15 protein-coding genes are annotated in these 13950 nt (G+C 50.0%); 6 read left to right on the top strand and 9 right to left on the bottom strand.

From position 1 onward, the window contains the following. Positions 1-25: 25 nt before the first annotated feature. From BCF53_RS03865 to BCF53_RS03855, 3 genes are all read right to left on the bottom strand, one after another. Positions 26-1465: a polysaccharide lyase family 7 protein gene (locus BCF53_RS03865; protein WP_207902641.1), complete on the bottom strand. Its 1440-nt coding sequence runs from the start codon at positions 1463-1465 to the stop codon at positions 26-28. 505 nt (positions 1466-1970) lie between these two features. Next, a complete protein-coding gene (locus BCF53_RS03860; protein WP_132700081.1) occupies positions 1971-2840 on the bottom strand; it encodes a polysaccharide lyase family 7 protein in 870 nt (289 codons plus the stop codon). Positions 2841-3159: 319 nt separating this feature from the next. Beyond that, positions 3160-5025, bottom strand: coding sequence for a PhoX family protein (locus BCF53_RS03855; RefSeq protein WP_132700079.1), 1866 nt, complete (start codon positions 5023-5025; stop codon positions 3160-3162). Between the two features lie 252 nt (positions 5026-5277). Between BCF53_RS03855 and BCF53_RS03850 the strand changes: the two genes are divergently transcribed. The 3 genes from BCF53_RS03850 to BCF53_RS03840 all read left to right on the top strand — a co-directional run bounded on the left by BCF53_RS03850 (position 5278) and on the right by BCF53_RS03840 (position 7390). Then, a complete protein-coding gene (locus tag BCF53_RS03850) occupies positions 5278-6270 on the top strand; it encodes a polysaccharide lyase family 7 protein (protein WP_132700077.1) in 993 nt (330 codons plus the stop codon). Between the two features lie 76 nt (positions 6271-6346). Beyond that, positions 6347-6895, top strand: a complete 549-nt coding sequence (gene yfcE, locus BCF53_RS03845; RefSeq protein ID WP_132700075.1) for a phosphodiesterase — start codon at positions 6347-6349, stop codon at positions 6893-6895. A gap of 21 nt (positions 6896-6916) precedes the next feature. Next, positions 6917-7390: a methyltransferase family protein gene (locus BCF53_RS03840; protein ID WP_132700073.1), complete on the top strand. Its 474-nt coding sequence runs from the start codon at positions 6917-6919 to the stop codon at positions 7388-7390. A 3-nt stretch (positions 7391-7393) separates the two neighbouring features. On the opposite strand, the gene BCF53_RS03835 is transcribed toward BCF53_RS03840, so the two are convergent. The 4 genes from BCF53_RS03835 to BCF53_RS03820 are packed head-to-tail and all read right to left on the bottom strand — an operon-like array spanning position 7394 to position 9681. After that, positions 7394-8047 carry a DUF799 domain-containing protein gene (locus BCF53_RS03835; RefSeq protein WP_132700071.1) on the bottom strand — a complete coding sequence of 218 codons (654 nt, stop codon included), beginning with the start codon at positions 8045-8047 and terminating at the stop codon, positions 7394-7396. Between the two features lie 8 nt (positions 8048-8055). Next, complete coding sequence (locus tag BCF53_RS03830; RefSeq protein WP_132700069.1) at positions 8056-8397, bottom strand: DUF4810 domain-containing protein; 342 nt, start codon at positions 8395-8397, stop codon at positions 8056-8058. Continuing rightward, positions 8394-8714 carry a hypothetical protein gene (locus BCF53_RS03825; protein ID WP_132700067.1) on the bottom strand — a complete coding sequence of 107 codons (321 nt, stop codon included), beginning with the start codon at positions 8712-8714 and terminating at the stop codon, positions 8394-8396. Before BCF53_RS03825 ends, BCF53_RS03830 begins: the two co-directional genes overlap by 4 nt. Position 8715: 1 nt before the next feature. Next, a complete protein-coding gene (locus tag BCF53_RS03820) occupies positions 8716-9681 on the bottom strand; it encodes a CsgG/HfaB family protein (RefSeq protein WP_207902640.1) in 966 nt (321 codons plus the stop codon). A gap of 265 nt (positions 9682-9946) precedes the next feature. Here BCF53_RS03820 and BCF53_RS03815 point away from each other — a divergent pair, with 265 nt between their 5' ends. From BCF53_RS03815 to BCF53_RS03805, 3 genes are all read left to right on the top strand, one after another. Further along, positions 9947-11281, top strand: coding sequence for an NAD(P)/FAD-dependent oxidoreductase (locus BCF53_RS03815; protein ID WP_132700065.1), 1335 nt, complete (start codon positions 9947-9949; stop codon positions 11279-11281). A 12-nt stretch (positions 11282-11293) separates the two neighbouring features. Beyond that, the gene (locus BCF53_RS03810; RefSeq protein WP_132700063.1) at positions 11294-11602 is read left to right on the top strand and encodes an oxidoreductase; all 309 of its coding nucleotides are present in this window, start codon (positions 11294-11296) and stop codon (positions 11600-11602) included. Between the two features lie 203 nt (positions 11603-11805). After that, entirely contained in the window at positions 11806-13059 is a 1254-nt protein-coding gene (locus BCF53_RS03805; protein WP_207902639.1) for a sensor domain-containing diguanylate cyclase, read from the top strand. Positions 13060-13132: 73 nt separating this feature from the next. Here BCF53_RS03805 and BCF53_RS19595 read toward each other — a convergent pair whose 3' ends face one another. Together BCF53_RS19595 and aac(6') are read right to left on the bottom strand one after the other, a co-directional pair. Next, positions 13133-13279: a hypothetical protein gene (locus BCF53_RS19595; RefSeq protein ID WP_341539404.1), complete on the bottom strand. Its 147-nt coding sequence runs from the start codon at positions 13277-13279 to the stop codon at positions 13133-13135. A gap of 136 nt (positions 13280-13415) precedes the next feature. Continuing rightward, the gene (gene aac(6') / locus BCF53_RS03800; RefSeq protein ID WP_132700059.1) at positions 13416-13859 is read right to left on the bottom strand and encodes an aminoglycoside 6'-N-acetyltransferase; all 444 of its coding nucleotides are present in this window, start codon (positions 13857-13859) and stop codon (positions 13416-13418) included. Positions 13860-13950 lie beyond the last annotated feature (91 nt).

Below are 13950 nucleotides of genomic sequence, written 5' to 3'. Positions count from 1 at the left end.
GGCTTGAAAGTTTAGAAATTAGTAATTACATCAGATCAGAGTCATCGTCGTAATTTTCATGATCGTTTTCCAGTACGTAGAAGCTGGCTTTCGCGGTGTCGTCTTCATCACTGGTTTTATCGTTCAGATAAATACCGGCCTTGAAGTACATGAAGTCATCCGAATTATCGTAGCCGCTGTCTGCCATATCCACTTCGCGGTACGCCAGCTGTTCGCCATCCTGACTGATGGTGACCATCAGCATGTCGCCGTCGACTTCAATGCTGTACGAGAACACTTCATCCAGCTCAATACCGTCAGATGGGTCTAAATCAGACAGGTCGTCGTAGTATTCATTGTTGTCTTCATCAATGAAGTTGCCGAGCAGGTTGTACCACTGTTCTTCGCCATAGCCGTCAGCTGGTTCGTGGGCAAAGTAAACGGCACCGCGCTCGCTGTTTGGCTGTTTGTGATAGTACAGGCGGATAGGTTCGTTATCTTCGGCATGGATTTGACCAACGATAATGCGGCCCACCTGGTAGTCGGTAGAAGAGGTTGTGGTGACCTTATTAACGGCCAGGGTGGCGTTCATAATGCCGTTGATGCCGCCGAAGTCATCCTGATCGCTGGAGCTGATAGAAGAAAACGCCCAGTTGTTTTCTTTGTCTTCGGTGTCAATAGAGGTATCGCCACGACGCAACATTTCGCGCAACTCTACACGAGTGTAGTCCGTACCTGATGATGTTTTATAACCGCCGACAGTGCATTCAAATACCATAGCGCCGGTATCGTCATCGGTGTAGAAATAGTCGCTTTCATAGCTGTCGTTCAGTTCATCTTCTTTGACTGAATCAGCATAGCCATTGTCATCGGTATCGGTCGGTACGCTCAAGTACCAGTCGGTTAGATCAAAGTTTTCGCTTGGCGCTGCGCTGGCGTCTAAATCGTAGTCGCCAGTCGTTGTGGTTGAGCCGGATGAAAGATCATCAATGTTGGTTAAATCCCACTGTTGGTTAGCATTAGCGCTGTTCGTTTTATAGAGGTAAATGCCTTTGCCGTTAGACGGGCTGCCGGAGCCATCAATGGCGTAGCTGGTGTTGTTGCGTTTAATGAACTGATAAATTTCGGTGCCGGAATAGACCTTAGATTTTTCCCAGTGCTGGTCGTAGTTATCTTCATCGCACTGCTCAAGTGTGATTGCCTGATAATTAGAACCGCCGTCTCCGCCATCCAGGCACAGCGTGGTGTTGTACTTCTTGTAGGAGTAGTAGCCATCCCCCCGGTTTAACTGAACCCAGTGTTGATTGACATTGTCGTATTCACTGTCGGTCGACCAAAGATACACCTGTTGACCTTCCTGTTTTGAATACCAGTTACCGTCAATTGAATAACCAGTTCCGTTCTTTTCCATAACGAAGGTGGCGGCCTGTGCAGTAGCTATTGAAACGGCCAATACCGATAGGGCGGTGATTTTTTTAAAGCGCATTTTATTGCTCCAACTATTAATTTTATTATGGTGTCAGCGTCGGCTCCAGTGACTAGCCGGGGGAGCATTGCAACGTTAAGTTCAGTTTTAAGGCTGAATTAACGCAGTAAAAATTATTCACTGTATGGAGTAATCAGGCTGACATTTTTAGCAGCCGTTGCTTTCCCAGCGTAAAGCATTGAACCTGTTTTTATTGTTGTCGGGTTCAAAAGGTCGCAGGGTGCGGGCTGTCTGTTATTCAGATTATTGATTCTGAACATTGGTCATTTAACAGTTGGGTGGCTGTTTATTATGTGAACTATTTCAGACTGTTGAAAATTTTAATCGCCGAGTTGCAATAATGTGTGTCAGTTCATGTAATTTTTTGAACCGAGTTCTCAAATAGTGCCAGAACTGGCCTGACTGAATCGTTGTTTATTAAAACGGGAGGGTAGCTGTTCTTTAGGGAAGGAATAGATCATTTGAAGGTGGGGAAGCTGAGCTTCCCCAACAAGAAGGCTAAGAATTATTTTTCTTCAATCTTGTATTCAAGGCTGTAGAAGTGCGCTTCGCTTGTGCCTTCTTTAAACTGGTTGTAAACACCCGCTTTGAAGTAGCTGTTCAGGTGAGCCCAGTAGCTGATGTCGTGGTCTACTTTGGTTTCGCCGTTAACGTTAATCACCAGGTGAGAGTTACCAACGATGATGTCGAAATCCGTCGGTTTTTTCATATCAACCGCACCTAAATCGAATTTGACATAAGCGTCTTTACATTCCTGCTTGTCTTTGTTGCCACTTTTAGAACCACAGTCCATCGCGTTGTTCTTAATGACTGCCCAGTAGTGATCCGTTAAACCATCACGCTCTGCTTCATACACAACACGCAGCAGTGGGTGAGGGATGTAGCCACCACCGGTTGAACCGCGAGTGCTTGGCTCGGAACCTGCGTTGTGAACCTGCAGGAAAGTCATGGAATCGTTGCTCTCATCGCTGTTCATGACGGCTTCTCTCGGGTTGATCGGCAGCAGGTTGGCGCTCAGGTGATAGAAGGTATCTGCAGAGTCGGTTTTGAAGTTATCCAGTACGCGCACTTCACTGCGGTTTTTGTAACCGGTCATGCCGAACACCAGAGCTTCGGAGTTGCTGTCAACATAGAAGTAATCGCTGACAACGCCAGTGAAGTCACCTTCCTGACCGAACTCAGATTTGTTTCCGCTCTTGCCGGCCGGATCAGAAACCTGAAGTTTAGACTGGCTCAGAATATCCTGAAACTGAGGGTACAAAACCGGCGTCATTTTTTCACCGGGAGTGGCCGTTGCCAGTGTACTGCATGCGCTAAGCAGCGAAACGGCAACGACAGTCGCAGAGGCAACAATATTAAGTTGATTAAATTTCATTAAGTACAGACCTTGTGTTTAAGTGATTTTGATACTCAATTGAACGACATCTTCAGAGACTGTTGTCGGAGTTCTCGCTGCTGCTTGGTTTTTAATAGTTAAGCGTCTCTGCATTCAATCTGCAGAGCATGCTATTAAAACTGGACCCAAGGCTCAACTAAAATAAACAGGCTATTCATTCTGGAGAGTTTGCAGTTTTTGTGCAGCTGCCGGGTTATCGCTGATTTTTTTTTTGAGTTTTAATGCATAAAAAAGGCCGCTTACTTTTGAATAAGTGGCCTTGCATCCCTGCTTTTTTTTATTCCTTTAAAGCGTCTTATTAGCTGCCAATAATACCGCCGTCTTCTTTACGGATCGCGATAATGGCTGAGCGGGGCACACCGTCTTTTTCTGCATTTGGCCAGGCTTCGCCCGGGTGCTGAATACCAACAAACAGAGTGCGCTGATCGTTCGAGAAGGTAATGCCGGTGACTTCGCAACTCTTCGGACCTACCATGAAACGGCGTATGTGACCGGTTACAGGGTCGGCGCACAGCATCTGGTTGTTGCCCTGGCCAGCGAAGATGCCTTCGTTGGAATAGTTGCCATCGGTTTGAATCCACAGGCGACCATCCATATCAAATGCCAGGCCGTCCGGAGAGTTGAACATGTTGTCGGCATTGACGTTTGCGCTGCCGGCCATGGCACCGGTTTGGGTGTTCGGGTTACCTGCCATCGCGTAGATATCCCAACCAAATTTGCTGGATGTGTGGTTACGGTTTTCCGGTACCCAGCGAATGATGTGGCCGAACGGATTCTGTGCGCGCGGGTTGGCAGCGTCGATTGGCTGATCGTCTTTCTCGCCACGGTATTTGTTGTTGGTCAGTGTGCAGAACACCATCGGTGAGGATGGGTGGCAGGCAACCCATTCCGGGCGATCCATGGTGGTGGCACCCACAAAGCGGGCGGCAATGCGTGCATACACCATAATGTAGGCCTGATCCTCAAAGCCGTTCGCCTTGGTTAAGCCGTTCTGGCCGTAGGTCAGTTCAAGCCACTTACCGGAACCATCTTCGTTGAATTTTGCGGCGTAGAGTGTGCCGTCTTCCAGCAGCGTCATGTTGTGCGCGCGGTCGCCTTCAACGTATTTTTTATGCGATACAAACTTGTAGATGAACTCGCCGCGTTCGTCGTCGCCCATGTACACCACGGCGCGGCCATCTGCTGCCAGCGCCAGGGCTGCGTTTTCATGTTTGAAGCGGCCCATTGCAGAGCGTTTCAGTGCCTTAGAGCTTGGATCGAATGGGTCAATTTCTACAATCCAGCCAAAGCGGTTGGCTTCGTTCGGGTTTTTCGCCAGGTTGAAGCGCTCTTCTTCCTGCCACCAGTTGTAGTCAAAACCGGTTTCTGAAAGGCCGTAGGCTTTCTGCTCGGCGGTCATTTGCGTGCCTTCCGGTGCACCAAAGTAACCGTTGAAGTTTTCTTCACAGGTTAAGTAAGTGCCCCAGGGGGTTTGGCCGTTGCCGCAGTTGTTGAAGGTGCCACGAATCATCTGGCCGCTTGGGTCGGCGGCTGTTTTCAGCAGGTTATGGCCGGTTGCCGGACCGGTCATGACAAAGTCATTAGCATCGCCGTGCAGGCGACGGTTGAGTTTGCCGTTCTGAACGACTTTCCATTCATTTTTTTTGTTGCGTTCAACTTCAAAAACGTTAACACCGTGAGCGGCAATTTCTTTCTTAACATCGTCTGCGGTCATCGCTTCACCCTTGTGGGTGTGCATGAACTTCTTGTTGATGTACTCGCTGTTGGCAGCGATAACGCCACGGCTTTCATCCAGCGAACCGTTGGCGTCCGTCAGGTGGAACAGGCTCATGCCGTCGGTGTTGTCACCATACTGGGTAACCTGTTCAGCGGCTGTGTTGGTGGTGGAGAACTTGGCACCGCCCTTAACAATCGGGTCGCCCCAGGCAACCAGAACGTCGTGGGTATAACCCTCCGGCAGGGTAATGGTGTCCATAGCGTTGGCGGCAACCTGCTTAAAGCTCATCAGGCTGGTGGCCTGAGTAACCGCGCCGACCAGGGGGGAAACCCCGCCCAGGAAGCCGGTGGCGCCAATAGCACCGCCAGATTTCAGAATGTTGCGGCGTGAAATAGTTTTGTTGATCAGTTCGTCAAACGCGACGGACTTGTGAGCGTCGTTTTCCATGTCTCTCTCCCGTGTAATGTTGCTTGCAACAACTTTTAATTAATCGGCCACGGATACTGATCTGAAAAAATGACACTTCAGTGAATGCTGGCTTGGTCCATTAGTCGTAGGATTGGCTGCTATCCAAGGATTTGTCGCAAATTTTAAACTTAGTTCATGTTAATGATCATTAATGCTTCTGTTATTTGTATGACAAATATAGAATCCTCAGGCTATGCATTCCTTCCACAACCAACAACAAGAGAGGTTTAAATGGGCCGTTTTCCTTTTTCTGTCGTGCTGTTTGCTGTTTTGAGCAGTTGCCTGGCAACGTCAGCCGATAGGGTGTACGAGGTTACGACTTACGGTTGCAGCTTTGATAAAAGCAGCAGCAACTACTGCGAGCCAGTGGCACTGGAGGTTGGCAATCTCGATGCCGGCGCGGCCCCGGGCAGCAATTTTGAGCTGATTGACTGGTACATTACCTTACCGGTTGATGAAGATGGCGACGGTAAAGTAGATACCGTTAAAGAATCAGAGCTGGCGAGTGGCTATGAGCACAGCGAGTATTTTTACACCGGAACCGATGGCGGCATGGTGTTTGTTTCCCCCATTTCCAGCGTAACTACCTCTGGCAGCAGCTATGCCCGCTCTGAGCTGCGCGAAATGCTGCGCCGCGGCAATACCAGTTACAGCACCAAGGGCGTCGGTAAGAATAACTGGGTATTTGGCAATTCCTCATCGCAGGCCAGTGCCGGTGGTGTGAACGGTATTCTGCGCGCAACGCTGGCAGTGAACCACGTGACCACAACCGGTGAGTCTTATCAGAAAGGCCGGGTGATTATTGGCCAGATCCACGCCAACGATGACGAACCGGTTCGCCTGTATTACCGCAAGCTGCCGGGTAATGCCAAGGGTTCAATCTATATTGCGCATGAAGTGCTGGACGGCAACGACAAATGGTTTGAGCTGATTGGCTCGCGCAGTGATTCGGCCAGCAACCCGAGTGACGGTATCGCGCTGGACGAGGTGTTCAGCTACGAGATTATGGTCAATGGCGACCAGCTGCGCGTGGTCATTATGCGCGATGGCAAGGAATACGTTGAGCAGATTGTGGATATGAGCAACAGTGGTTACGACGACCCGGATCAGTACATGTACTTCAAAGCCGGCGTTTACAACCAGAATAAATCAGGCGATGACACCGACTATGTGCAGGCAACCTTCTACGCACTGGAAAACAGCCACATCGGCTACGATGACTGATACCCTGCTGTGAATTGCAAACCTGAAGAAGCCGGCTTACAGTCGGCTTTTTTATTGTTACCCAAGGGAGCGGCCCATGAAATTTTTTGTCTGTTCGGATATTCACGGCGATCTCAATGCACTGCAACTGGCGCTTGCTGCCTTTGAACGTTCCGGTGCCAGTCAAATATTGTTGCTGGGTGATCTGCTCAACCACGGCCCGCGCAATGCCTTGCCCGAAGCCTATAACCCGATGGCGGTTGCAGAGCTGTTAAACCGCTACGCGGAAAAGATCATTTCCGTGCGGGGTAACTGCGACAGTGAGGTTGATCAGGCGTTGATTAGCTTTCCGGTGCTTGGTGAGCATAACCAACTGTTCATCGGTCGCCGTCGGGTATTTTTGTGTCATGGCCATACCTATACTGTAGAAACCCCACCTGTGTTGCCTGCCGGCAGTATTTTTGTGAGTGGGCACACGCATGTGCCGGTGGCTGAGCAGCAGGGTGAACTGTTTTTGTTTAATCCGGGGTCCGTTTCTATTCCGCGGCAGGGGTGGGCGGCCAGTTATGGCTTGCTGGAGCAAGACCGTTTAACGGTATTGGATTTAAACAATCACGATGTACTAAAAGAGTGTGCTCTAACTTAATCGCAGGCTTGAGGGGCTAACATGAGTCTGAATGTGCAGCGTTATAAGCGAAAGGTGTTTCTGATTCCGCCGGTCTATTTTGTTATCGCTATTGGGTTTGCTTTTGGCTGTTATTGGCAGCTGCCGCAGTTGAATCTGTTAACCGGTACCACGTCGGATGTCGTTGGCATCGCGGCATTGGCTGTTGGCTGTTATTTAATGTTGTTTTCCGTACTGCATTTGTACAGGGAAAAAACGACCTTCCATTTTGATCGCTCCAGTAGTGTTGTCAGCAGTGGCCACTACCGGTTTTCCAGAAACCCGATCTATCTGGGGAAGCTGATCTTCTTATTAGGGCTTTCGGTGATTCTGGGCAATGTGCTGGCCTTTGGTTCAGCCGTATTTTACTTCGCGGTTATAAATCAGATGTTTCTTCCCTACGAGGAAGAAAAGATGGAAATAGAGTTAGGCGCGCCTTACCTGGAATACAAAGCAAAGGTTCGGCGCTGGCTGTAAGGCTTAATCAGCCTTGGGTGTCGCGTAGTATTTTTCGTAGCTTAAGCTGTAAGGCCCCGGCGGCAGCGGGTTGCTGGTGGTGATGAAGGCGCGTGCATTTGCCTCTCGCGTCAGCGGAATGTATTGCGGGTCTGCCCGCTCCACCGCAGCGGAAATGGCCGAAACGATCAGCTGATCCAGCAGGCTGTTGCTCTGACCGGAATCCGGCGTGTAGCGCAGCTTTTGCCGGCGCTGGTAGAGTGGTTCCCCAACACGGTTGGTGATGATGTATTCCAGGTCTACCTCGGTGGTGGTTTGAATAAGTACGTATTTCGAGGTCCACGAGTGCACCGTGACGTAGAGAATGGCATCGGCACCGAACAGGCTGGCGAGGGTCTCTACCGGTTGTTCATGAACCCGCTGCGCTTCGTATAGGCCTTCCATTTCCAGCAGGGTTTTTACCGTGTGCACCGGGAACACATAGTAGCCGCGCTCGCCCAGCAGTTGTGGCAGCGTGGTCAGCACTGAAGAGCCAGCCATCACATCCACCGATTTATTCACCACCGGTAAAACCAGAATGGAAGCCGGTTTGCTGGCGTGAAATGAGGCGAGAGGGTCGTCTTTGACACTGTTGTTGGCACAGCCGGCAAAAGCAATCGTGCAGAGTATTAATGTCATGAAATTCTTCACTGATCGGCCTCCAGATTTTTAATCAGCTTCTGCATCAGTGGCCGGCTTTCTGGCCAGGCATCGTATTCCTTACGGTAATAACTGATCGCAGTGCCGGTGTCGTTTTTTTCCAGATAGAGTGTTGCCAGCTCGGCATACAAGCCCGGTGCCGGTTTATTGCCTTGCTGCGCCTGCTTTTGCAGATTTTCTTCCAGCTCTGCGATTAACACTTCCTGAGTTTCCGGCCGTTCATAATAGTTGAACAGGTCTTGTTCGTAGCTGCCCCAGTTGTACAGGCGCGTCGATGCGCAGGAAGAAATAATCAGGCAGCTGGCTGCAATCAGCAGGGTGTTTCTCATTGCTCATAGACCTTTATGACTGAGAGTGTTGATTCTGCAAAATAGTGCTTTTTCGAATACACCAGCCGATCCTGATAATACACCTCTATCAGATGATGACCGGGCAGCAACTTCAGTGCAGATTGGGTGCTGAGGTATTTTGAAATAGCGCCATAGCTGAAGTTATCGACCAGCAGTTCTGTTTTAACCGGGTTATAGCCACCTACATCGAAGGTGACCGATGGCCGGTCATCAACAGTGCTTTGGGTGGTCACCGGGCCATTCACCGTGCAAGCGGTGATGAAAAAAGATACGAGTAGGGCGAGTAGGGTACGCATGTTATTTCTCCTCTCTTGCCAGCAGGTCGGCCGTGTTCTGGCCAGTTAAACTACCGCTGATAATTTGTGCCGTAGAGCCTTCCTCCAGTTCGGTATCGCCAAACAGGGCGACCACCTCTACAGTGGCGATTTTTTTACCGGGCAGGGTGATGACGGCCCCGGTGGTTTCAGACTTCACCTTTTGACCTTTAGTGTAGATGCCAAGCTTCAGCCCCTGGTGAACACCCTGCGATTTACCGCCGCTGATGTATACCAGGCCATCTTCAATGGCGAGAACATCTGCCGACCAGGGCTTCTGCAGCATGAATTCATCCAGCTTGCCAACGACGGCATTGACCGCAGCGCCAATAGCGCGATCGTTTATAGAGCCGTCGTACGCGGCAACGGAGCCAAAGCCCATGGTGCTTTTGGTTTCGGTCGAAGATGTGCCAGTTCCGGTGATGGAGTGGATGATCTGGCCGCTGGCAACATCAACCAGACGCAGGTCGATGGTGGCCGTTGCTTCCTGCTTCTTGGTGGAAGATAAGAAACCGGAGGTACCGGTGGTTGCCCGGCCAAATTCGGTCAGTGAGCCGATGACCAGGGTATCAACACCGATAATATCCTGAGTGATACCAGAAAATTCGGATTCTGCCTGCAGCAGTTCAAGATCGCGTCGTTCAAAGATCAAATAGTTGCCGGAGTTGCTTAACCCCTGAATGAACATGTCGCTGATCTTTTCCACCGTTCTGTCGGCTGAGTTTTCAGTCAACAGGCCTTTGCCGTAAGTGGTTTCGTTGGAAAGGCGGGCTACGGCGATCTTTCGTTTCAGAGCCAGTTGCTCTGGTGCGGCGGTTGCCTGCTGCTGTGCCTCGCGCTGCAGTGATTCGCTGTATGGCGACTCGCTTTCAGTCAGCGTGACCGGGGCGCTGACACAGCCGATCATGAGGGTTACGGGAAGGGCGATTGCCAGAAGTCGGGCATTCATAAGCAGTACCTTCTGCATAGTCGGTTAGGGTAGAAGCAGTATATTACGCTTTTGGTGTTCTCTCCTGCGTAAAATTTGCACTTTCTAAAAAGGGTCTACAATTTACCTGATTGGTTTGTTTTTTAAACAATCGTAAATAAGGCTAATTTAATATTAGTATTTTCTGAATTAGTCTATTCTTATGTTTGCGGGTGCGGCGGGCTGTAAGGTTCCGGTGGCACTCAGGCAATCACTCAGTGTTTGTGAATCACATAAGGGGGCCTCCATGCAGAACAATAATAAGAATGTTTTAGCAGGGCTTGATAGAAGAAGTTTCCTCAAATTAGGGGTTGCGGCTGGTGCTGTCAGCACCTTGCCTTTGCCGTACGCCCAGGCACGAAAGATAACCACGAATGCCCGCATTCTGATTGTAGGCGCCGGTGCAGCGGGTATTTCACTGGCCAACAGGCTGAACCGCTCGGCCGAAGGCGCGAAAATCACCTTGGTGGGCGCTCGTATCCCTCACCTTTACCAGCCCGGTTTTACACTTATTGCCGCCGGCCTGTGGTCGCCAAAAAACGTGATTACGCAGACCAAAGACTGGTTGCCGGCTAACGTCAGCTGGATTGCAAAAGATGCCGACGCATTTGACCCAGCCAATAAAAAGGTTCGCCTGCAGGGCGGTGATACGCTCGAATACGATCTGCTTATCGTGGCCACGGGTTGCCAGCTCAATTACGATCAGATCGAAGGAATGTCTAAAGACCTGATCGGTAAGAACGGCATTGGCAGTGTCTATGCCGGGCCGGACTATGCAGAAAAAACCAATCAAATGGTTGAGCAGTACATTGCCAAAGGCGAGGGGCAGGCCATCTTTACCCTTGCTAACACACCCATTAAATGCGCTGGTGCGCCACTGAAAATGGCCTTTACCTCATTAGACCGATTTGAGCGCAGCGGTAAACGCAGCTCTATGGATGTTCGGTTTAATACGCCGTACAAAAACAAGGTGTTCTCGGTGCCATTTTACAATGAGTTTGTGCTCAACCGCTGGCAGGAGCAGGGCATGGATTTCAAAGATGAGCGCGTTCTCACCGGCATTGATGCTGCCGCCCAAAAGGCCAGCTTTACCCTGCCTAACGGCAGTGTGGAAACCCAGAGTTTCGATTTTATTCATGTAGTACCACCGATGAGCGCGCCGGATTCAGTCAAGCAAAGTGAACTGGTCTGGCAGACCGGTAGCAGTGCAGGCAATTGGGTGGAAGCCGATAAGTTTACGCTGCAGCATGGTCGCTTTCCGGAAGTCTTCTCCGTTGGCGATGTCGCCGGTGTGCCATTCGGAAAAACCGCAGCCAGTGTCAAGAAACAGGTGCCGGTGGTTGAGCAGAACGTTCTTTCATTCCTGGAAGGGCGTGAGCTGACCGCGGCCTGGGATGGCTATACATCCTGCCCATTGATTACCGCCATTGGCAAAGCGATGCTGGCAGAGTTTGGCTTTGACGGTAAATTCCTGCCTTCGTTCCCGTTTATCGACCCGAAAGAAGAATCCTGGGCGGTATGGCTGATGAAAGAAAAAATGCTGAAGCCGGCGTACTACGCCATGCTCGATGGCCGAGTTTAAGGAGTAAAAACTATGGGCATTTTAGATATTCTGACCGTGTTGTTTTACAGTGCGATGCCATACTGGTGGCTGTTTGTGTTAGCTCTGATGGTGCTGGTCATCAGCTATTTTATCGGTAAATCGTCCCTTACCATGAGTCGTGGCCTGATGGCCGGGATTAGCCTGATCGTGGGGGTACTTGTCGGCCTGGCAGCACCTTACATCACGCTTTCCAAGCTGACATACGTGGCAACGGCGACAGACTGGATAGCGTTGATCGGAATTATGGTTGCGGTGGCCATCTTCTGCTGGATTAATCTGGCACTGATTGCCCGCAAGTAGATCCTGTAACGGATCTGGGCCGCGTTGCTGTTTGGGCGCAGTTCTGGTCCGACCGCTGCTAAGCCAGAGCGCTGCCCTGAATTTCTGGCCGGTGTTTCAAGTTTGACCTGAGCGGTCTGTGGAGTGCACCGCGACTTGAACTACACTTTAAGAGACGATCAGGATCAGAGGTTAAGATGTTTTTCCAGGGCAACCATGATGATATGACTGACTCCATTGAGGCGATAGGCGCTGGTTTTGCCGTCTATGAGCTGGTGCCTGAAGACGGTTCGTTCGAACTGGTCAGTTGTAATGATTTGTATGAAGACATTCTCGGTAAGAAAAAAGACACGGCTATTGGCAAGTCGCTCCATGCTATATTTCCCCGCTATATTTCTCAGCCGCTGGTTGAAACATTTCATCGGTGCAAAGCCAAACAGGTTGCGCTGGAGAGCGAAGTGATCATCGAGTACAAGGGCAGGGAGCGGCACTGGCGTTCTATTATCTCCCCTATTCTCGACAGTAATCAGGGGAAGTTAAGAATTATTCAAACCTGTGTGGAAATAACAGAAAAGAAAATTCTTGAACGAAAACTCACCAAAAGCATGAAGCGCTTCGAAGCGGTCGTACAAAGTGCCTACGACGGTATTATTACGGTTGATGGCAACCAAAACATTAAGCTTTTTAATCAGGCTGCGGAGCAGATTTTTGGGTTCACTCAGGATGAACTGCTGGGCGAGCCGCTAACCCGGCTGATGCCGCAGCGTTACCGAAAAAACCATGGTGCTTACGTTGAAGGCTTTAAAGAATCGGTGGTGGATTCCAGATCCATGCAAACCCGTGCGCCCGTTCATGGGCTGCGCAAAGATGGTTCTGAGTTCCCGATTGAAGTCACCATATCGAAAATTAACATCGACAATTCAACCGAACTGACGGCTGTGATTCGGGATATCTCTGAGAAAAACCGGTTGATGGAAGAGTTACTGCTGGCCTCTCAGGAAGATTTCCTCACCGGCTTGTATAACCGTAGAAAGCTGACCGAGCTGATCAATCTGGAGATCAAAAGGTATAAGCGTTTTGGTCGGCCATTCAGTTTTATTTTGGCCGACATCGACTACTTCAAAGCGATCAATGATCAGTATGGTCACGACTGCGGTGATGAGGTCATAAAAGCATTTGCACAGCTAATGAGGTCGTCGCTTAGAGATACCGATGCCATTGGTCGTTGGGGCGGGGAAGAGTTTCTTATCCTGCTGCCGGAAGCTGAGCTTGACCACGCCTGTCAGGTGGCCGAAAAACTCAGGCAGAATTCCGAACAGTTGTCGACCCGGTACGAAGATGAGGAAATCAAATTTACCATTTCTGCCGGCGTGGCGGAGTACTCTGATGCCAATGTAGACAGAGCTGCCATCGTTAAAAAAGTTGATCAGCTGATGTACCATGCGAAAAAGGAGGGCAGGAACCGAATTGTCAGCTGATCAGGTTATTAACTAAAGAGCGCAGAATACTGGATACGGTGCACCAAAGTCGGAGCCAAAGAGGTGAGCACCGTCAGATATTCAACAGGGTAAAACTGGTAACCGCGATCAAAGGGAAAACAGCTCTGCGAATTGCGCTTCGCCAGTGCTGTTTTTTAATCAACTCTTTGCGGAAATAGCCAATATGCGCAGCAGGACCACCAAAAGATGTCAGATTCAGCTTAAAAAAGGTTTAAAAATTTGCAGAGTGTCGTTGGGTTTAACGGTCATCTTTAATCACGCGTGCCAGGTGGCTAAACAGTGTAACCTAAAAATATGACCGTGTTAGTCGCGAGTTTCATGCATTTGTTGCACGATCACACCAGCGATTTGCAGTAATACACCACGCGTTCGGTTTCTTCAAAACCCAGGGCTTCATGCATCTGTTGGCTTTCGGTATTCTCCAGCAGTACATCCGATGCCAGTTCCGAGTAGCCGTTTTCGATCGCCCAATCGGTGATGAACTGTATTAGCTTAGCGGCAATGCCGTAGCCACGATGCTTAGGGATAACATAGATGCCTTCGAGAAACACGACCGGCGTTGTCGATGTGCCGTTTACGTAATCGGAGCGCACTGAAGCCTCGACAAAGCCTGCTACTTCACCGTCGCTTAACCGGAAAAGTGCCTGTACGAAATGATCAGGCTCAGCAAGCATATCGTCGATGTCCAGCTGCAGATCTTCCTCGGTGTCATCCGACCAAAGTTCACTGCGTAATTTAAGCCATTCGTTCTGAGTTTCGGTAGAGCAGAATTCAATCATCTGTTGATCCTAGCAGGCATGGGTGGACACCCTAGCAGAAAAGCGCATCGGCGGTGCAATATAATCGACCGTAACCGCTATTTTTGACGGA

Source organism: Reinekea marinisedimentorum (genome assembly GCF_004341165.1).
GTDB lineage: Bacteria > Pseudomonadota > Gammaproteobacteria > Pseudomonadales > Natronospirillaceae > Reinekea > Reinekea marinisedimentorum.
This window is presented reverse-complemented; position numbering and strand designations above follow the sequence as displayed.